The organism is Polaromonas jejuensis NBRC 106434 (genome assembly GCF_001598235.1).
GTDB classification, from domain to species: Bacteria; Pseudomonadota; Gammaproteobacteria; order Burkholderiales; family Burkholderiaceae_C; genus Polaromonas; species Polaromonas jejuensis.
On the sequence record NZ_BCYO01000005.1, the window covers coordinates 197,950 to 218,292 of the forward strand.

The 20,343-nt window shown below is 64.0% G+C and carries 15 protein-coding genes; 6 read left to right on the forward strand and 9 right to left on the reverse strand.

What is annotated here, in order from left to right:
• Positions 1–106: 106 nt before the first annotated feature.
• The 8 genes from PJE01S_RS08570 to dapC form a co-directional block, all read right to left on the reverse strand.
• Positions 107–610 (reverse strand): hypothetical protein, encoded by a 504-nt coding sequence (locus tag PJE01S_RS08570; RefSeq protein WP_068832767.1) that lies wholly within the window; start codon positions 608–610, stop codon positions 107–109.
• Positions 611–664: 54 nt separating this feature from the next.
• The gene (locus PJE01S_RS08575) at positions 665–922 is read right to left on the reverse strand and encodes a GlsB/YeaQ/YmgE family stress response membrane protein (RefSeq protein ID WP_068832770.1); all 258 of its coding nucleotides are present in this window, start codon (positions 920–922) and stop codon (positions 665–667) included.
• 70 nt (positions 923–992) lie between these two features.
• Entirely contained in the window at positions 993–2,984 is a 1,992-nt protein-coding gene (locus tag PJE01S_RS08580) for an ABC-F family ATP-binding cassette domain-containing protein (protein ID WP_068832771.1), read from the reverse strand.
• 70 nt (positions 2,985–3,054) lie between these two features.
• On the reverse strand, positions 3,055–3,945 hold the full coding sequence (prmB, locus tag PJE01S_RS08585) for a 50S ribosomal protein L3 N(5)-glutamine methyltransferase (protein WP_068832773.1): 891 nt from the start codon (positions 3,943–3,945) through the stop codon (positions 3,055–3,057).
• Entirely contained in the window at positions 3,942–5,177 is a 1,236-nt protein-coding gene (gene dapE / locus PJE01S_RS08590; RefSeq protein WP_068832775.1) for a succinyl-diaminopimelate desuccinylase, read from the reverse strand. Before dapE ends, prmB begins: the two co-directional genes overlap by 4 nt.
• Positions 5,178–5,262: 85 nt before the next feature.
• Complete coding sequence (locus PJE01S_RS08595) at positions 5,263–6,411, reverse strand: PilT/PilU family type 4a pilus ATPase (RefSeq protein ID WP_068832777.1); 1,149 nt, start codon at positions 6,409–6,411, stop codon at positions 5,263–5,265.
• A 266-nt stretch (positions 6,412–6,677) separates the two neighbouring features.
• Positions 6,678–7,517 (reverse strand): 2,3,4,5-tetrahydropyridine-2,6-dicarboxylate N-succinyltransferase, encoded by an 840-nt coding sequence (gene dapD, locus PJE01S_RS08605; protein ID WP_068832782.1) that lies wholly within the window; start codon positions 7,515–7,517, stop codon positions 6,678–6,680.
• A gap of 11 nt (positions 7,518–7,528) precedes the next feature.
• Positions 7,529–8,734, reverse strand: a complete 1,206-nt coding sequence (gene dapC, locus PJE01S_RS08610) for a succinyldiaminopimelate transaminase (RefSeq protein ID WP_068832784.1) — start codon at positions 8,732–8,734, stop codon at positions 7,529–7,531.
• Positions 8,735–9,135: 401 nt separating this feature from the next.
• Here dapC and smc point away from each other — a divergent pair, with 401 nt between their 5' ends.
• The 6 genes from smc (at position 9,136) to PJE01S_RS08640 (ending at position 17,677) form a co-directional block, all read left to right on the forward strand.
• On the forward strand, positions 9,136–12,672 hold the full coding sequence (gene smc, locus PJE01S_RS08615; RefSeq protein ID WP_068832786.1) for a chromosome segregation protein SMC: 3,537 nt from the start codon (positions 9,136–9,138) through the stop codon (positions 12,670–12,672).
• A 7-nt stretch (positions 12,673–12,679) separates the two neighbouring features.
• Positions 12,680–13,756, forward strand: a complete 1,077-nt coding sequence (locus PJE01S_RS08620) for a cell division protein ZipA C-terminal FtsZ-binding domain-containing protein (protein WP_068832788.1) — start codon at positions 12,680–12,682, stop codon at positions 13,754–13,756.
• A 26-nt stretch (positions 13,757–13,782) separates the two neighbouring features.
• Positions 13,783–15,954 carry an NAD-dependent DNA ligase LigA gene (gene ligA, locus PJE01S_RS08625; RefSeq protein ID WP_068832789.1) on the forward strand — a complete coding sequence of 724 codons (2,172 nt, stop codon included), beginning with the start codon at positions 13,783–13,785 and terminating at the stop codon, positions 15,952–15,954.
• 109 nt (positions 15,955–16,063) lie between these two features.
• Complete coding sequence (locus PJE01S_RS08630; protein ID WP_157090267.1) at positions 16,064–16,261, forward strand: hypothetical protein; 198 nt, start codon at positions 16,064–16,066, stop codon at positions 16,259–16,261.
• Between the two features lie 56 nt (positions 16,262–16,317).
• Entirely contained in the window at positions 16,318–16,857 is a 540-nt protein-coding gene (gene def, locus PJE01S_RS08635; RefSeq protein ID WP_068832791.1) for a peptide deformylase, read from the forward strand.
• 109 nt (positions 16,858–16,966) lie between these two features.
• Positions 16,967–17,677: a class I SAM-dependent methyltransferase gene (locus PJE01S_RS08640; protein WP_068832793.1), complete on the forward strand. Its 711-nt coding sequence runs from the start codon at positions 16,967–16,969 to the stop codon at positions 17,675–17,677.
• A 32-nt stretch (positions 17,678–17,709) separates the two neighbouring features.
• On the opposite strand, the gene PJE01S_RS08645 is transcribed toward PJE01S_RS08640, so the two are convergent.
• On the reverse strand, positions 17,710–20,301 hold the full coding sequence (locus tag PJE01S_RS08645) for a [protein-PII] uridylyltransferase (RefSeq protein WP_068832795.1): 2,592 nt from the start codon (positions 20,299–20,301) through the stop codon (positions 17,710–17,712).
• Between the last annotated feature and the right edge of the window lie 42 nt (positions 20,302–20,343).

Below are 20,343 nucleotides of genomic sequence, written 5' to 3' on the forward strand. Positions count from 1 at the left end.
CAAGCCTTACAGGCAATAAAAAGCCCGCTACTGAAAAGATAGCGGGCTTTTTTCTTTGTTCCCGTGTTTGCATTCATCGTGCGATGTATGACGCAGTGGGAACTCTTCAGGCGGCGCCGTCCAGCCGTGGCACTTCAAGTTGCGCTTGTTTGGCCACACGAATGCAGTCCTTCATGTGTTCTTCGCCAAAGTAGCGAATGGCCGCATAGCCCACGGCGGCGGACATGATCTGGCCGGCCAGGGGTACAAATTTCGCGACCTGTTGGGTTGTCAGGCGCACGCCAATTTTGGTGGCGGCCTTGATGACCAGGTCGCGGCTGATGTATTTTCCGATCAGCATCGAGCCCACCATCGCCACCGCCTTCTGGACCTGGTCGCGCTTTTTGGGGTCGAGCTGGTCGAGTTGGCTGGGTGTCAGGCCAAATTCCTTGTTGATTTCAGGAATCAGCCTGGAAAGCAGGGCCGCGTCCACCATCCAGTCCAGCCCGGGCAGCGGCACGGCACTGGCCGCGGCGGCGACCATGGCGCGTTTGTTGAGCAGCTTGCGGCTGCGTTTGACGGCCGCGGTCAATGCCGCATCGTCGGAACTCATGTCCAGGGCACTGGGCATAAATGGCGGATGCTTTAAATATTGCGGCCTGCGTGTGCGCCGGGACTGCCGGGCTCAGCCCGCGCGTTTGGAGGTCACAAGGCCGTAAATGACCAGCAGGACGATGGCGCCAATGATGGAGGCAATCCAGCCGACCGGGTCGCCTTCCTTGTAAAAGCCGGTGGCTATGCCTGCATATTTGGCGACGAACGCGCCGGCAATACCCAGCACGGCGGTCATGATGAGCCCCATGCTGTCATTACCGGGCTTCAAGGCCCGGGCAATCAGTCCGACGATCAAGCCGACAATAATGGTTCCGAGGATGTGCAGCATGCGGGAGGCTCCTTGGTGAAGTGATGACCGCCAAGCCTCTTGCTTGAATAGGCCTGGCTGCAGTTTCACTTCATACCGCCGCAGTGTCAATCTGCTCGGTCAGTTCCAGCCAGCGCTCCTCGAGCGCACCCATGTCGGCATCAATCGCCTTCAGGCGTTTGCCGGTCTGGGCAATTTCCGCGGGAGCGGTGGCCGTGGTCAGCAGGGTTTGCAGGCTGTCCCGCTCGGTGGTGAGCGACTGCATCTTGCGGTCGATCTTTTCCAGTTCCTTGCGCAAGGGCTTGATCGCCTCGGCCTGCTGTTGCCTGCGCTGGGCCTCGAGTTTTTTCTGCTCGGGGTCTTCGCGCTTGACGGTGGGTGCTGCCGCTGTCTGCTGGGTGGCGCCTGCCGACTTGCGGTTGTCTTCCCTGGCCTCTTCGCGTTGGCGCTTGGCGTGGTCCAGCAAGTACTTCTGGTAGTCGTCCAGGTCGCCGTCGAAGGGCTCAACCCCGCCTTGCGACACCATCCAGAACTCGTCGCAGACGGCGCGCAGCAGCGCACGGTCGTGGCTGACCAGCATCACGGTGCCTTCAAACTCATTGAGCGCCATCGACAGCGCCTCGCGCGTGGCCAGGTCCAGGTGATTGGTCGGCTCGTCCAGCAGCAGCAGATTGGGGCGCTGCCAGACGATCATGCACAGCACCAGACGGGCTTTTTCGCCGCCGCTCATGCTGCCCACGGCCTGCTTGACCATGTCGCCGCCAAAGTTGAACATGCCCAAAAAGGCGCGCAGGTCCTGCTCGCGCGTGGCCTGGCCGCTGATCTTGCCGGCGGCGGTGACTTCCTTCACCAGGCGAATCATGTGTTCCAGCGGGTTGTCGGCCGGGCGCAGCACGTCCAGTTCCTGCTGGGCGAAGTAGCCGATGTTCAGGCCCTTGCCTTCGGTCATGTCTCCTTGAATAGGCGCCAGCGCCCGCGCCACGGTTTTGACCAGGGTTGATTTACCTTGCCCGTTGGCGCCCAGAATGCCGATGCGCTGGCCGGCCAGCACCGATTTGCTGACGTTTCGCACGATGACGGTAGGCGCCGTGCCTTCCGGGGCATCCGCGGGCGGCGGGTAGCCGAAATAAGCGTTCTGCATGGCCAGCATGGGGTTGGGCAGATTCGCCGGTTCCTTGAACTCGAAGGTGAAGTCGGCTTCGGCCAGCAGCGGCGCGATTTTCTCCATGCGGTCCAGCGCCTTGACCCGGCTTTGCGCCTGCTTGGCCTTGCTGGCCTTGGCCTTGAAGCGCGCAATGAATTTTTGCAGGTGGGCAATCTTGTCCTGCTGCTTGGCAAACGCGGTTTGCTGGAGCGCCATCTGCTCGGCGCGCAGGTCTTCAAACTTGCTGTAGTTGCCGCCATAGCGTGTGAGCTTGGCGCTTTCGATGTGCACCGTCACATCGGTCACGGCATCGAGGAACTCACGGTCGTGGCTGATGACCAGCATGGTGCCCTGGTAGCGCTTGAGCCAGGCTTCCAGCCAGACCAGGGCGTCCAGGTCCAGGTGGTTGGTGGGCTCGTCGAGCAGCAGCAGATCCGACGGGCACATCAGCGCGCGCGCCAGTTGCAGGCGCATGCGCCAGCCGCCGGAAAAGCTGTTGACCGGGTGGTCCAGTTCGTTGACCTTGAAGCCCAGGCCCAGAATCAAGGCCTGCGCGCGTGCCTGCGCATCGTGCGCGCCCGAGTCGTAGAGCTCCATGTAGGCGTGGGCCATGCGGTCGCCGTCGCCACTGGCCTCGGCGGCTTCCACTTCGGCCTGGGCGGCCAGCAGCACGACGTCGCCGTCTATGACGTAGCTGGTGGCGCTTTGCTCGGTTTCCGGCATGTCCTGGGCGACCTGCGCCATGCGCCACTGCGCGGGAATGGCGTATTCGCCGGCGTCTTCGTGCAGCGTGCCGTTGAGCATGGCAAACAGCGAGGACTTGCCCGCGCCGTTGCGGCCGACCAGGCCGATTTTTTCGCCGGGATTGAGCGTGACAGAGGCACTGTCGAGAATCACTTTGGCGCCGCGACGCAGCACCACGTTTTTAAGGGTAATCATTCAGGACAGACTCAAGAAAATTGTTCAGGCCGCGGCCTGTGCCGCGCCTGTAAGGGCGATGTGCCGGGGACTAGGCCAGTTGTTCCCGCGTGAGCAGCATCACCTGGTCACTGCCGGCGCTGGTGTCAAACCATAGCGGCTCGAGGTGCGGAAAGGCGCGCTCAAAATTCGCGCGTTCATGGCCTATTTCCAGCACCAGCACCGCATTTTCGTTCATTTGCGCGGCGGCCGTTCGAAAAAGGTCTCGCACGAAGTCCATGCCGTCGGCGCCGCCGGCCAGCGCCAGGTTCGGCTCGGCGCGGAATTCGGCGGGCAGGGCGGCCATGCTGGCGGCATTCACGTAGGGCGGATTGCACAGAATCAGGTCGTAGCCGCCGCGGCAGGCCGCCAGGCCGTCGGATTCAATCAGGGTGATGCGGTCGGCCAGCTGATGCCTGTCCACATTGATGCGGGCGACGGCCAGTGCGTCGGGGCTGATGTCGGCGGCATCCACCGTTACTTCCGGATAGGTCAGGGCGGCCAGCACGGCCAGGCTGCCATTGCCGGTGCACAAATCAAGCACGCGCCGCGTCTTTTCGGTGAGCCAGGGGTCTATGCTGGCATCGTCGAGCAGCTCGGCGATGAAGGAGCGCGGAATGATCACGCGCTCATCGACGTAAAACGGCACGCCCATCAGCCAGGCCTCGTTGGTGAGGTAGGCGGCGGGCTTGCGAGTCTTGATGCGTGCTTCCAAAAACATAGCTACCTGCGCTTGATCGGCGGGGGCTACGGGCTGATTTTCAACCGAATCCAGGTCGTGGATGGGCAGGCCCAGCTTCCACAGCACCAGCCAGGCGGCTTCGTCAAAGGCGTTGGCCGTGCCTTGTCCAAAGCCGTCACTGAACGTCAGCCCGGCCGCCTCCAGCCTGGCGGCCATCTGCTCTATCAGCGCCAATACCGTCACGGGTGCTGCCGTGTTCATGGCGCGGACACCGATTCGGAAGGGGCGGGCCGGTCGGCCAGGCGTTCCAGGACACCCTTGTAAATGTTCTTGAGAGGGTCGAGTGAGCTCACCAGAACGTGCTCATTGATCTTGTGAATCGATGCGTTGATGGGCCCGAATTCAATGACCTGCTCGCAGATCTTGGCCATGAAGCGGCCATCGCTGGTGCCGCCGGTGGTCGAGAGCGCGGTCTCCAGTCCGGTCTCGGCCCGGATCGCGCCGCGCACCGCATCGACCAGCGCGCCGGGCGTGGTCAAAAAAGGCAGGCCGCCCAGGGTCCATTTCAGGTCGTATTCCAGCTGGTGCTTGCTCAGCACGGCCTGCAGGCGCTGCTGCAGGCTTTCCGGCGTGGACTCCGTGCAAAAGCGGAAGTTGAAGTCAACCACCAGCTCGCCCGGAATCACATTGGAGGCCCCGGTGCCGCCGTGCACATTGGACACCTGCCAGCTGGTGGCTGGGAAAAATTCGTTGCCCCGGTCCCACTCGGTGGCCACCAGTTCGGCCAGGGCCGGCGCAAACAGGTGAATCGGGTTTTTCGCCAGGTGTGGGTAGGCGATGTGGCCCTGCACGCCCTTGATGGTGAGCTTGCCGCTCATGGTGCCACGGCGCCCGTTCTTGATCATGTCGCCCAATTGGTCTACCGAGGTGGGCTCGCCCACGATGCAGTAGTCCAGCACTTCGCCGCGGGCCAACAGCCGCTCGCAAACCACCACGGTGCCGTCCGTGGCCGGGCCTTCTTCGTCGCTGGTGATCAGGAAGGCAATCGACAGCTCGGGCTCAGGGTGGGCCGCCAGAAACTCCTCGACGGCCACCACCATGGCGGCGATCGATGTCTTCATGTCGGCCGTGCCGCGCCCGTACAGCTTGCCGTCGCGGTGGCTTGGCGTGAACGGGTGGCTGTGCCATTGCTCCAGCGGGCCGGTGGGCACCACGTCGGTGTGGCCGGCGAACACCAGGGTTTTGGGGGGCGCTGAGCTTGCTATTGATTTGCTAGCTGAGTGCGCGCTATCCGCCTGGGCTGCAGGCCTAAAACCTTCCCGTTTGGCCCACAGGTTGGTGACGCGGAAGTTTTCCGGACCGCTGACAATGGTTTCGCAGTGGAAACCCAGCGGGGCCAGCCGGGCGATCAGCATGGCCTGGCAGTCGGCATCGTCAGGGGTGACGGACGGGCGTGAAATCAGCTTTTCGGCAAGATGCAGTGTTCGGGACATAAGGGCTCAATAGCGGTGGGGCAGCCTCTGGTGACGAGCGTCAGGGACGGCGCATGGCGCGCGGTGACAGGCGCGCTGCCTGTTTTCAGTGTTTTACATCCAGTGTGATTTCGGTGAAGGACGCTTCGTCATCGTGGTCTTCCTCCGGCTCCAGCAGCTTCGCCTTGGCAGTCGCGAAGTCGTTTTCCAGGCGCCACATCAGGTTGGTCGGTGAATCGGCGTGCAAAAGGCCTTCCTTGCGCGTCACGGTGCCGTCCCCGATCAGCTGGGCAATGTCCTGCTCAAAGGTCTGCGAGCCTTCGGCCATGGATTTTTCCATGGCTTCCTTGACACCCGAGAAGTCGCCTTTTTCAATCAGCTCGGCCACCAGCTTGGTGTTGAGCATGACTTCCACCGCCGGAACGCGCGAGCCGTCCTGCGTACGCAGCAGGCGCTGCGAGATGATGGCTTTCATGGCCGCGGCCAGGTCGCCCAGCATGGTGGGTCGCACTTCCACCGGGTAAAAGCTCAGGATGCGGTTCAGGGCCTGGTAGCTGTTGTTGGCGTGCATGGTGGCCAGGCACAAATGGCCGGACTGCGCATAGGCAATGGCCGCCGACATGGTTTCACGGTCACGAATCTCGCCGATCAGGATCACGTCGGGCGCCTGGCGCAGCGCGTTTCTCAGCGCCACCTGCAGGGACTGCGTGTCGCTGCCGATTTCGCGCTGGTTGACCACGGACTTTTTGTTGGTGAACAAAAACTCGACCGGGTCTTCGATCGTCAGGATGTGGCCCAGGGTGGTTTCGTTGCGGCGATCGATCATGGAGGCCAGCGTGGTGCTCTTGCCGGCGCCGGTGGAGCCCACCATCAGCAGCAGGCCGCGCTTTTCCATGATCAGCTCGGCCAGTATGGGCGGCACGTTCAGGCTGTCCAGCGGCGGAATGTCCATGGGAATGTAGCGAATCACCGCCGCATAGGTGCTGCGCTGCCTGAAGCCGCTGATGCGGAAATTGCCCAGACCGGCAACCGGCAAGGCCATGTTGAGTTCGCCCATTTCCTCCAGCTCTTCAATCCGCTCGGGCGGCAACACCTCGGCCAGCAGGTTGCGCGGGGCATCCGCCGGCAGGATTTGTGCGTTGATGGGAAGGGCCTGACCGTTGATCTTGATGAGGGCGGGCGAATGGGCCGACAGGTAAACGTCCGAAGCCTTTTTATCGGCCATCAGACGCAGAATTTTTTCCATCGTGCTCATCGTCTGCCTTCTTATTAATTGAAACTACACAAAGCGCCAACCATGGGTGCCAGCGGCCGCAGCGCAGGGCCGCCCCAAGCAGGGCCAGCCCCCTCGAGGGGCAGCGCAGTACGCGCAGCGTTCTCGAAGAGCGGCGTAGCCACAAGCGTGGGGGCCATGGTTTTGCCGCCGGGCCGCCCCAAGGCAAAATGCGCCCCCCTGGGGGGCAGCGCAGTACACGCAGCGTTCTCGAAGAGCGGCGTAGCCACAAGCGTGGGGGCCATAGCTTATTCGCGCAGCAAATCATTCAAGCTGGTCGTGGCCCGCGTTTTGGCGTCCACCCGCTTGACGATCACCGCGCAGTACAGGCTGTACTTGCCGCCGGCCTTGGGCAGGTTGCCCGACACCACGACGGAGCCCGCAGGGATGCGGCCATAGGTGACGGTGTCGGCTTCGCGGTCGTAAATCGGCGTGCTCTGGCCGATGTAGACGCCCATGGAGATCACCGAGTTTTCTTCGACGATCACGCCTTCGACCACTTCGGAGCGCGCGCCTATGAAGCAGTTGTCTTCAATGATGGTCGGGTTGGCCTGCAGGGGTTCGAGCACGCCGCCCAGGCCCACGCCGCCGGAGAGGTGCACGTTGTTGCCGACCTGCGCGCAGGAGCCGACGGTGGCCCAGGTGTCCACCATGGTGCCTTCGCCGACCCAGGCGCCGATGTTCACGTAGCTGGGCATCAGGATCGCGCCCTTGGCGATGTAGCTGCCGCGGCGCGCCACGGCGGGCGGCACCACACGCACGCCGGTGGCGCGCATTTCCTGTTCGCTCAGGTGGGCGAATTTGGTCGGCACCTTGTCGAAAAAGCCCAGGTCGCCGGCGCGCATGAGTTCGTTGTCTTTCAGGCGAAAGCTCAGCAGGACCGCTTTCTTGATCCACTGGTGGACCGTCCACTGGCCCACGCCTTCGCGCGTGGCGACGCGCAATTGGCCATTGTTGAGCTGCTCGATGGTGTGCTCAACCGCCTCCAGAACCTCTTTGGGCGCAGATTTGGGCGACAGGTTGGCCCGATCTTCCCACGCTGCGTCTATCGTGCTTTGAAGGTTGCTTTGCTGCTTGTCTTGAGTCATGGCTTGAGTTTTCAGTGAACTTTGGATTGAATGAATTGAACGATGCGCTCCGCCGCTTCCACGCATTCGGCGGTTTCTGCCACCAGCGCCATGCGGATTCTGCCGGCGCCCGGGTTGTGGCCCTGCGCGTCGCGTGCCAGGTAACTGCCGGGCAACACCACGACATTGTAAAGAGCGAGCAGCTCGCGCGAGAACGCGGTGTCCGAGCCCTTGAAGATTTCGGGAATCCCGGCCCATAAATAAAAGCCGGCATCGGGCAGGGCCACGTCCATCACCGGGGCCAGCAGCGGCGTGACCCGGGCGAACTTTTCGCGGTACAGCTCCCGGTTCTCCGCCACGTGCTGCTCGTCGCGCCAGGCCGCGATGCTGGCGGCCTGCACGATAGGGCTCATGGCGCTGCCGTGGTAGGTGCGGTAGAGCAAAAAGGACTTGATGATGGCCGCGTCACCGGCCACAAAACCGCTGCGCAGCCCGGGCACATTGCTGCGCTTGGACAGGCTGGTCAGTGAAATCAGGTTTTTGAAGTCATGCCGGCCCAGTTGGGCGGCCGCCTGCAGTCCGCCCAGCGGCGCTTCTTCGCGGAAGTAAATCTCGCTGTAGCACTCGTCCGACGCAATCACAAAGCCGTAGCGGTCGCTGAGCTTGAACAGCAGTTCCCACTCCGCGAGCGACATCACCGCGCCCGTGGGATTGCCCGGCGAGCAGACAAACACCAGCTGAGTCTTGGCCCAGACCGCTTCGGGCACACCGGCCCAGTCCACGGCGAAGTTGCGCGCCGGGTCACTGGGCGCAAACCAGGTTTCGGCTCCGGCCAGCAGCGCTGCGCCCTCGTAGATTTGATAAAAAGGGTTGGGGCAGACCACGGTGGCGCCCGGCTGGCTGGCGTCCAGCACGGTCTGCGCCAGCGAGAAAAGCGCCTCGCGCGAGCCGTTCACCGGCAGGATTTGCGTGGCCGGATCCACTTTCAGGCCATAACGACGGGCCAGCCAGTCGCTCATGGCCTGGCGCAGCTGGGGCGTGCCCAGCGTGCCCGGGTAGCTCGCCAGGCCGCTCAGGCTGTCCGTCAGCGCGGCCTTGACCAGTTGGGGCGTGGCGTGCCGCGGCTCACCAATGCCCAGGCTGATGGGCGGGTAGGCCGGATTGGGGGTGACGTCGGCGTGCAGTTGGCGCAGCCGTTCGAAAGGGTAGGGCTGAAGACGGGAGAGCAGGGGATTCATCCCCCGATTATCCAGCCTGGGCGCGGCTTGCTGACGGGGCGCATCGATGGATCGGCCTGGCCATGAATGCCGTTTGCTATAAATACAGTAGCCTCCTGCGCCCGTCCTGATTGGGCTGGAAGCCAATTTCCTCGCCATTTGGCGATGATTTCGGGTGGCCACAACGGTGCGGGCCTTGTGCCTTGCATCCGCAAATGGGGGCCGCCCGGTCCGGCGGCGTCACGCCGCGCGAAGCAAAGTGTTGCACCAGCGGCTGCCGCTGAGCCTTTTGCCCGCAGGAAACCGCCGCGCGCTCGGGTAACATTGCAGGCCGTGCACCGCTTGCCAGGCGGTGCGAGCGCCCGTCAAAGCGCTATAAAAATCAACGAGTTAGCCTCAGGCTCAAGAAAACAGGGACAGCCGTGCGTCTCAATTCGATCAAGTTATCAGGGTTTAAATCGTTCGCGGAGCCCACCAATTTTGTACTGCCCGGCCAGCTGATCGGCGTGGTCGGACCCAATGGTTGCGGCAAATCCAACATCATGGATGCGGTGCGCTGGGTGCTGGGCGAAAGCAAGGCCTCCGAGCTGCGCGGCGAGTCCATGCAGGACGTGATCTTCAACGGCACCAACACCCGCAAACCCGCCAGCAGGTCCAGCGTGGAGCTGGTGTTTGACAACGCCGACCAGCGCGCCGGCGGCCAGTGGGGCCATTTTGCCGAGATTGCCGTCAAGCGCGTGCTGACGCGCGACGGCACGTCGAGCTACTACCTCAACAACCAGCCGGTGCGCCGCCGCGACGTGCAGGACGTGTTCCTGGGTACCGGTCTGGGCCCGCGTGCCTACGCCATCATCGGCCAGGGCACCATCAGCCGCATCATCGAGTCCAAGCCCGAAGAGCTGCGGCTGTTCCTCGAAGAAGCCGCCGGCGTTTCCAAATACAAGGAGCGCCGCCGCGAAACCGCCAACCGCCTCTCGGACACGCGCGAAAACCTGACCCGCGTGGAAGACATCCTGCGCGAACTCAATGCCAACCTGGAACGGCTGGAAAAGCAGGCCGAGGTGGCCACGCGCTACAACAGGCTGCAGGCCGATGGCAGCCTGAAACAGCACCAGCTGTGGTTCCTCAAGCGCGGCGAGAGCGAAGCCGACCAGGCCAAGGTCAAGGCCGAGGCCGAAAAGGCCGTGAACGACCTGGACAGCCGCGTCGCCGACCTGCGCCACGTCGAGGCCGACCTGGAAACCATACGCCAGGCGCATTATTCGGCCGGCGACCAGGTCAACCAGGCGCAGGGCAAGCTCTATGAGGCCAGCGCCGAGGTGGGACGGCTGGAGGCCGAGATCCGCTTTGTGGTCGATGGCCGCCTGCGCGTGGAGCAGCGCCTGACCCAGCTGCGCGAGCAAACCGCCCAATGGGCCACGCGCAAGGAAGACGCCGCCATTGAAACCGAAAGCCTGGAAGGGCAGGCGGTGGAGGCTGAAGAGCGCGCCGAATTGCTGGCCGCGCAGGCGGAGGAACAGGTGAGCCAGCTGCCGGCGCTCGAAGAAGCCTTGCGCCAGGCCCAGGCCAAGGCCAATGAACAGCGCACCGGCGTGGCCCAGGTGCAGCAGCAGATCCAGGTGCTGGCGGCCGACCAGCGCAATATCGAAGAGCAATCGCGCGCATTGGGCTTGCGCCATGAGCGGCTGACGGCCGACCGCAACGCGCTCAATGCGCCGGATGAAGCGCGTCTGGCCAACCTCAGCACGCAATTTGCCGGCGCGCAGGAGGCGCAGGCCATGGCCGAGGCCCGCTTGCAGGAGCTGACCGAAACCGTGCCGCAGCTCGACGAAGAGCGCCGTACGCTGCAGCAGGCGGTCAATGCCGAATCGGCCAAGCGGGCGGATCTGTCGGCGCGCATGGAGGCGCTCAAGGCGCTGCAGGAAAAAGTCAAAACCGACGGCAAGCTCAAGCCCTGGCTGGCCAAGCACGGCCTGGACAGCCTGCAAGGCCTGTGGAGCCGCATTCACATTGAGCAAGGCTGGGAAAATGCGCTGGAAGCGGCGCTGCGCGAGCGACTGGGCGCTCTCGAAGTCAGCCGCCTGGAGATGGTGCGCGGCTTTGCCGGCACGGACGGACGCGACACCCCGCCGGCCAAGCTCTCGTTTTACACGCCGCCCCAAGCCGCGGCGCCCGGCCGTTCCAATGCGGCGATCAGCCTCAAGCCGCTGACCGATCTGCTGCGCCTCAACGATGCCGGCCAGTCGGCGTTGCTGGGCGACTGGCTGCACGGCTGCTACACCGCTCACAGTCTGGACGACGCGATGGCGGCACGCGGGCAACTGCAGGCCGGTGAAGTGATTCACGTCAAGAGCGGCCACGCCGTGACGCACCACAGCGTGAGTTTTTATGCGCAGGATTCCGAGCAGGCCGGTTTGCTGGCACGGGCGCAGGAAATCGAAAACCTCGACAAGCAGCTCAAGGCCCAGGCCCTGATCAGCGAGGAAGCCCGTTCGGCATTGATACGCGCCGAAGCGGCCTACGCCGACGCGGCCCAGCGCCTGGCCACGGCCCGCCGTGAGGCCACGGAAGGCCAGAGCCGCACCCATGAGTTGCAGGTCGAGGTGCTGCGCCTGACGCAATTGGCCGAGCAGACCCGCGCGCGCAGCGAACAGATCCAGGCCGACATGGCCGAAATTGAGGCGCAACAGCGCGAGCTGCAGGAGCGCAAGGTCACGGCAGAGGCCCGTTTTGAAGAGCTGGACATGCAGCTGGCCGACACCCAGGAGCGGCACGCGCAGTTTGACGACCGTGTCATTGAGATCGAGCGTCGCCTGGGCGAGTCGCGCGAGCAGCAGCGCACGCTGGAGCGCCAGGCCCAGGAAGCGCAGTTTGCGCTGCGCAGCCTGGCGTCGCGCCGCGAAGAATTGACCCGCTCCATCGCCATTGCCGCCCAGCAGGCGGCCTCGATTGCCAGCGAAGAAGAGCGCGCCAGGGAAGAGCTGTCGCGCCTGACCGACGCGGCCGCGCAGGCCGGCCTGCAGAATGCGCTCAGCGTCAAGCTGGAGCGCGAAGCCGATCTGGGCGCCAAACGCAGCCAGTACGATGACCTGACCAGCAAACTGCGCGCCAGCGATGAACGGCGTTTGCAGCTGGAGCGCGAACTCGATCCCCTGCGCCAGCGCATCACCGAGTTCCAGCTCAAGGAGCAGGCCGCGCGCCTGGGCTTTGAGCAGTACGAGCAGTTGCTGGCCGATGCCCAGGCCGACCTGGCCGCCGTGGCGCAGTCCATTGAAGTGGGCAACGTCCGCCTGACCGGATTGCAGGGCGAGATTGACCGCATCAACCGTGAAATCCAGTCGCTGGGCGCCGTCAACCTGGCCGCGCTGGACGAACTGGGCACGGCCCGCGAACGCAAGCAGTTCCTCGACGCCCAGTCGGCCGACCTGAACGAAGCCATGGCGACGCTGGAAGACGCGATCAAGAAAATCGACGTGGAAACGCGCGACTTGCTGGGCAGCACCTTTGAAACCGTCAACGGGCATTTTGGCCGCATGTTCCCCGAGCTGTTTGGCGGCGGCAATGCCAAACTCATGATGACGGGCGAGGAAATCCTCGATGCCGGTGTGCAGGTCATGGCCCAGCCGCCCGGCAAGAAGAACCAGACGATTCATTTGCTGTCGGGCGGCGAGAAGGCGCTGACGGCGATCGCGCTGGTGTTTGCCATCTTCCAGCTCAACCCGGCACCGTTTTGCCTGCTGGACGAGGTCGACGCGCCGCTGGACGACGCCAACACCGAGCGCTATGCCAAGCTGGTGTCCAGCATGAGTCGTGAAACCCAGTTTTTGTTCATCAGCCACAACAAGATCGCCATGGAAATGGCCGAACAGCTGATTGGCGTGACCATGCAGGAGCAGGGCGTCTCGCGCATTGTGGCGGTGGACATGGAAGCGGCCATCGGCTTTGCCGAAACCGCCTGAGCCGACCATGAGTACTTTACAAATCAGTTTGGCCGTGGTGGGTGGTTTGGTGCTGGCGGGCGTGGTGGCCCACAGCGCCTGGTCCTCACGCAAAAACCTGCCCAAGCGGGCCACACCGGAGGCCGCTCCCGCGCAGGAGCCCGCGGCCGAGCCGCCGCAGGCTCCGGGGCCGGGGCTTGACGCGCTCGCAGAGCGGCAGGAGCCCAGCTTTGACGTCGACTCCGACCTGTCGGCGCTGAGCCAGCTCACCGCGCCGGAACGCAAACCGGGCCTCGATATCCTGATTGACGCCGTGGCGCCCGTGGCGCTGGAATCCGTGGTGTCGGGCGAAGCCGCGCTGGCGGCCATGCCCGCCACCCGCCGGGCAGGCAGCAAGCCCTTTGCCGTGGAGGGCTTGAGTGTGCTGACCGGCGAATGGGAGTTCCCCTCAGCGGGCCATCGCTACAGCGCCTTCCAATGCGGCGTGCAGCTGGCCAACCGGACCGGGGCGCTCAACCAGATCGAGTACTCGGAATTCGTCATGAAAACGCAGGCCTTTGCCGATGCCGTGGGCGGTGAGCCGGAGTTTCCGGAAATGCTCGACGAAGTCGCGCGCGCCCGTGAACTGGACCAGTTTGCCAGCGCGCACGATGCCCAGCTGAGCTTTACCCTGCGCGCCATTCACACCGCCTGGAGCCCCGGTTATGTGCAGCAAAGCGCGGCCCGGCTCGGTTTTGTCGCCGGCTCCATCCCCGGCCGCATGGTGCTGCCGGCCACCCAGACTGGCCATGCGCCCATCCTGGGCCTGGCATTTGACTCGCAGGCGGCCATGGCCGAAGACCCGGAACAAACCGCCCTGCGCGAACTCACGCTGTCGCTCGATGTCCCGCAGGTGCTGCGCTCCGAGCAGCCTTTCGAGCGCATGTGCGAGGCCGCCATCGCCCTGGCCGCCAGCATGGATGGCGTGATCATCGACGACAACGGCCAGCTGATCCGGCCCGAAGCCATGGAGGGCATCCACGCCGACCTGGAGCAGCTCTATGACACGCTGGATGGCCGCGACCTGTCGGCCGGCTCCGTGCTGGGCCGGCGCCTTTTTTCCTGAATTTCGCGGGTTCTCCGACTTTTCCCATGGCAACCATTGACATGTTTGCGGAGCCTGCTCCGCGGCCGGCCGCCCCGGCCGAGCGCATCGCCGAATTGCGCGCAGAACTTCAGGCGCACGCCCACCGCTACTACGTGCTCGATGAGCCGACCATTCCGGACAGCGAGTACGACAGACTGTTCAGTGAATTGCAGACACTGGAAGCGGCCCATCCCGAACTGCTGACGGCGGACTCACCGACCCAGCGCGTCGGCGGCAAGCCGCTGGAGCAGTTCGCCAGCGTGCGCCATCAGGTGCCCATGCTGAGCATCCGCACCGAAACCGACACCGAGGCGACGGGCGCCCAGAATTTCGACACCCGTGTGCGCAAGGAGCTGGGCCTCGCGGAAGCCGATCCGCCGGTCGAGTATGTGGCCGAGCTCAAGTTCGACGGCCTGGCCATGAGCTTGCGCTACGAGAACGGCATCCTGGTGCAGGCGGCCACGCGTGGTGACGGCGAGGTCGGGGAGGATGTCACCCAGAACATCCGCACCATCAGGCAGATTCCCCTGCGGTTGCCGAGCCGCAGCGACGGGCCGCCCCGAGCAAGGCTAGCCCCCTCGGGGGGCAGCGAAGCACATGAAATGGCGAGCGTGGGGGCCATTTTTCCGCCACCGGTCATGGAAGTGCGCGGCGAGGTCTACATGCGCCGTGCCGATTTTGAAGCCCTGAATGAACAGCAGCGCGAAAAGATTGCACAAGGCGCCAAGGGCGAAAAAACCTTTGTGAACCCGCGCAATGCCGCGGCCGGTGGCGTGCGCCAGCTCGACCCGGCGATGGCTGCCCGGCGGCGCCTGAGCTTTTTTGCCTACGGCGTGGGCGAGATCACGCCGCAAGAAGCGGGCGGGCCGGCTTTCGAGACGCACTACCAGTTGCTGCTGACCCTGAAATCCTGGGGTTTTCCGGTCGCAGCCCAGACACGGCTTGCGCAAGGCGCTACTGAATTAATAGCGTTTCACCAGACCATGGGCCGGCAGCGGGACAGCCTGCCCTATGACATTGATGGCGTGGTGTACAAGGTCAACAGCCTGGCGCTGCAAAGAAAAATGGGTTTTGTCACGCGCGAGCCGCGCTGGGCCGTGGCGCACAAATACCCGGCACAGGAGCAGCTCACCACCGTGCTCGGCATCGAGGTGCAGGTCGGGCGCACCGGCAAGCTCACGCCGGTGGCCAAGCTGGCGCCGGTGTTTGTCGGCGGCGTCACGGTGACCAATGCCACGCTGCACAACGAGGACGAGGCACGCCGCAAGGATGTGCGCGTGGGCGACACGGTGATCGTGCGCCGCGCCGGCGACGTGATTCCCGAGGTGGTCAGCGTGCTGCCCGAAAAACGCCTGCCGGACGCGCCAATTTTTACCATGCCGCAGCAGTGCCCGGTGTGCGGCTCGGCCGCCGTGCGCGAAGAGGGCGAAGCTGACCATCGCTGCACCGGCGGCCTGTTCTGCGCGGCCCAGCGCAAGGAGGCCATCCTGCACTACGCGCACCGGCGCGCGGTGGAAATTGAAGGCCTGGGCGACAAACTGGTCGAGCAGCTGGTGGATGCGAACGTGATCCGCACCTTGCCCGATCTTTACAAGCTGGGCCTGACGGCGCTCGCCAGCCTGGACCGCATGGCCGATAAATCGGCCAACAACCTGCTGGAAGCGCTGGAAAAATCCAAGCAGACCACCTTGCCGCGTTTTCTGTTCGGCCTGGGCATACGGCATGTGGGTGAGGCGACCGCCAAGGAGCTGGCCCGCCATTTCGGCAAGCTTGATGCCATCATGGACGCGACCGAAGAGCAGTTGCTGGAGGTCAGCGACGTGGGCCCTATCGTGGCCCAAAGCATACGCACCTTTTTTGAGCAGCCGCACAACCGTGAGGTGGTCGAGCAATTGCGCGCTTGCGGCGTGACCTGGGAGGAAGGTGAACCGGCCGCCAGAGCGCCCAGACCGCTCAGCGGCAAGACCTTTGTCATTACCGGCACGCTCCCTACCTTGAGCCGGGATGAAGCCAAGGACAGGGTGGAGGCCGCGGGCGGCAAGGTCGCCGGCTCGGTCAGCAAGAAGACCGACTACGTGGTGGCGGGGGCTGAGGCCGGCAGCAAGCTGGTCAAGGCGCAGGAACTCGGGGTCGCCATCATCGACGAAGCCGCTTTGCTGGCTCTTCTGAGTGTCTGACTCCCGCGCCTGGCCGAGCGCTGCTTACATGGCGTTACGGGCCTTTGCACGGCAGATGTCAGGCGGTGCAAGGCGCCAGGCGTTAAAGCTCTGAATACAGGAGCTTTTCATGAACTACATGCGCTTTTCGGGTTTGCTGGCAACGGCCGGCCTGGCCGCCTTATTGTCCGGTTGCGTGGTGGCGCCCATAGGGCCGCGCCCCTATGCCGTGTATCCGGCACCCGCTGTTTATGTGGATCCGGCGCCCGTCGTTGTCGTGCCCGCGCCCGGCTACTACGGCTATCGCGGTTACAGGCACTGGCGTTGACTGACGCCAGTGGGGTCAAGTCGGCATGAATGCCTTTGCGCCGCGATAATCGGTGCATGACCATTCGCGAAATTCTCAAAATGGGCGATGAGCGCCTGCTGCGCGTTGCCCAGCCCGTCACCGCCTTCGACACGGATGAGCTGCACCTGCTGATCAGTGACATGTTCGATACCATGCGGGCCGTGAATGGCGCGGGCCTGGCGGCGCCGCAGATCGGCGTTGATTTGCAGCTGGTCATTTTTGGCACCGACCAGGCCAATCCGCGCTATCCCAACGCCCCGCTGGTGCCGCGCACGGTCTTGCTGAACCCCGTCATCACGCCCTTGAGCGCGGATGAAGAGAGCGACTGGGAGGGCTGCCTTTCCGTCCCCGGTCTGCGCGGCATGGTGCCGCGCTTCTCGGACATTCGCTATGTCGGCTCTGACCAGTATGGCGATCCGATTGACCGAACGGCGCATGGATTTCACGCCCGCGTGGTGCAGCATGAATGCGACCACCTGATAGGCAAGCTCTACCCCATGCGTATCCGCGACTTCAGCCAGTTCGGCTATACCGAGGTGCTTTTCCCGGGAATGGACGCATCGACCGACGACTGAGCGGCCCAGGCAGCAGGTCTGAGGCAAAGGCGTACACTGAACCGGACCGCTTTGGCCGTCACGGGTGTTTTTGCCCGGGTTGAGCGTGTTGTGCGCAGGAAGTTTTCGTATGTCACATGCGCCCGCTTTGGGGCTTGCCGGGGCGATCATGCCGGTGGCCTCATTGCCGTACCAGCTGAAATTTGAAACTGTGAGTGGCAGCGGGGATGACCTGCAATTGCGCTCCCTGCTGGACAGGCAGCAATTTCACGACCCCTTGGGCGAGGCGGAGCGGGAAGGCATTTCCTCTTCAGCCTGGCCGATCTTTGGCCTGCTGTGGCCGTCAGGCCGGGTGCTGGCCCATGTCATGCTGACCTTCGAGCTCGGCGGCAAGCGGATTCTGGAGTTGGGGTGTGGACTGGCGCTGGCCAGCCTTGTCGTTCATCGGCGAGGCGGCAACATCACAGCCAGCGACTGCCACCCGCTGGCGGCTGGCTTTTTGCTGGAAAACCTCAAGCTCAACCAGCTGCCCGCCATGAAGTACCAGGTCGGGAACTGGTCACGCGACAACCCGCTGCTGGCGCGTTTTGACCTGATCATCGGCAGCGATGTGCTCTATGACCGCGGACAACCGCAAGTGCTTTCGCAGTTCATAGACAAGCATGTGCAGCCGGACGGGGAGGTATTGATTGTCGACCCCGACCGTGGCAACCGGGCCAGCTTCAACCGCAAAATGGACTTGCTGGGCTATTCGCACACCGAGACACGTATTTCCACGCTTCCCGGCGGCGGCCGCTACAAGGGACGACTGCTCAGATACCTCAAGGCCTCCGCGCACTGAAGGCGTAAAAACAAGGGCGCGGAGCCGCCGCCTCAGGCGTTCAGCGCTTCCAGCAGTTCGGTTTCAATGGCAATTTGCGCCTTGTTGTGCTGAAGCTCGGGGCCGTCAATCAGGAAGGTGTCTTCCACGCGCTCGCCCAGGGTGGTGACCTTGGCCAGCTGCAGATTGATGCGGTGCCGGGCCAGCACCCGCGCGATCAGGTACAGCAGCCCGACGCGGTCACTGGCCGACACGCTGAGCAACCAGCGCTGGGCTTTTTCGTCCGGCCGCAAGTCCACGCGGGGTGCAATCGGAAAGCTTTTGACGCGGCGTGACACCCGGCCTTTGCCGGGCGGGGGCAGGGGACGCTGCTCCTCTATGGTTCGATCCAGGTCGGCCTCGACCATGCCGGCCAGCTCCCGGTAGTGCTCGGCCAGTGTCGGGCTGACGACCTGGAAGGTGTCCAGCGCGTAGCCGTTGTTGGCGGTGTGGATCTTGGCGTCCAGAATGCTGAAACCGGCCTGGTCGAAGTAGCCGCAGATGCGGGCGAACAGGTCGGGCGCATCGGGCGTGTAGACCAGCACCTGCATGCCTTCGCCGGCCAGCGAGCGGCGGGCCCGCACAATCGCCTTGGCCTTGCCCACATGGCGCGACAGCTGGCGCGCATGCCAGGCAATGTCGCTCGCCTCGTGGCGCATGAAATAACTCACATCCAGCGTGTCCCACAAGGCTTTGTGCGCCTCGAACGGTTCGGCATGCAGGGCCAGGGCGGTGAGGGCTTCGCGTTTGCGCGCTTCCACCTCCGCATCGGCATCGGGCGCGCGGCCGCCCAGCACGCGCAGCGTGTAGCGGTACAGGTCTTCGAGCAGCTTGCCCTTCCAGGCATTCCAGACTTTCGGGCTGGTGCCGCGAATATCGGCCACCGTGAGCAGGTACAGCGCCGTGAGATAGCGTTCATTGCCGACGCGTTTGGCAAACGCGGCAATCACTTCCGGGTTGCTCAGGTCTTCCTTCTGCGCGATGCGGCTCATGCTCAGGTGCTCGCCCACCAGAAACTCGATCAGCCGCGCATCTTCTGCCGCAATGCCGTGCTGGCGGCAGAACACGCGCACGTCCTTGCAGCCCAGTTCGGAATGGTCGCCGCCGCGGCCCTTGGCAATGTCGTGAAACAGCGCCGCGATGTACAAGATCCAGGGCTTGTCCCAGCCCGCCGCGAGTTGCGAGCACATCGGGTATTCATGCGAATGCTCGGCCATGAAGAAGCGCCGTACATTGCGCAGCACCATCAGGATGTGCTGGTCGACCGTGTACACATGGAACAGGTCGTGCTGCATCTGCCCGACGATGTTGCGGAAGACCCAGAGGTAGCGCCCGAGCACCGAGGTCTGGTTCATCAGCCGCATGGCGTGGGTGATGCCTTCGGGCTGCTGCAGGATGCGCCGGAAGGTGTCGCGGTTGACCGGGTCGCGGCGGAACTGGCTGTTCATCACGCCCCGCGCGTTGTAGAGCGCCCGCAGGGTGCGTGCCGACAGGCCCTTGATCCCTACCGTGGTTTCATACAGCAAAAAGGTCTCAAGGATGGCGTGCGGGTTGCGAACATAGAGATCATCACTGGCGACTTCCAGCATGCCGGCCTTGTCCAGGAAGCGCTCGTTGATGGGGCGGGGCACGTAGGTGTTGGGATTGAGCCGCTCTTCAATATTGAGCAGCAGAATCTGGTTGAGCTGGCTCACCGCCTTGGCGGCCCAGTAGTAGCGGCGCATCAGCGCTTCGCTGGCGCGGCGCGGCAGTTTGCTGCCGTCGTCAGCGTGTGCAGAGTAGCCGAATGATTCGGCGACCGCTGTTTGCAGGTCAAACACCAGCCGGTCTTCGCGGCGTCCCGCAATGATGTGCAGACGCGCCCGTATCAGGCTGAGCAAGGCCTCATTGGCCTTGATCTGGCGAACCTCAAAGGCGGTGGCCAGGCCACTGCGCGCCAGATCGTCCCAGGACTTGCCCAAGCCCGCCGCCCGCGCCACCCAGAGCACGACCTGGAGATCGCGCAAGCCCCCGGGCGACTCCTTGCAGTTGGGCTCCAGCGCGTAGGGCGTATTCTCAAACTTGTTGTGGCGCTGGCGCAGTTCCAGCGTTTTGGCGACAAAAAAGGCCTGGGGGTCGAGCGCCTCTTCAAACTGCTGTTGCAGGCTCTGGAAGTTCTTTTGATCGCCCGCAATCAGGCGCGCCTCCAGCAACGAGGTTTGCACCGTGACGTCCTTGACGGCTTCTTCCACGCAGTCGCGCAGGGTCCGGACGCTGGAGCCGATTTCGAGTCCGCTGTCCCAGCAACTGCCGATGAAGCCTTCGATTTTGGCCTTCAGAGCGAGATCGTCGTCCAGGCGCGCATCGTCCGGCAACAGCAGCAGCACATCGACATCGGAATGGGGGAACAGCTCGCCCCGGCCATAGCCGCCGGTGGCCACCAGGCAGATGCTGACGGGAAAGCCGGCACGCCGCCACAGCAGCTTCAGGGTGTGGTCCGTGTGCTTGGCCAGCTTTTTCAGCAGGCTGTGAATGCCGCGGGAGGAGGCGCCACTGCTGGCCAGCGAGGCCAGCAGGGCGATTTTGCCCGAGCGGTATTGCTCGCGCAGCTGGGCCAGTTCAGTCATGGGCAGTTTGGCGGTGGCGCCAGATCAAAGAAAGGGCGCAAG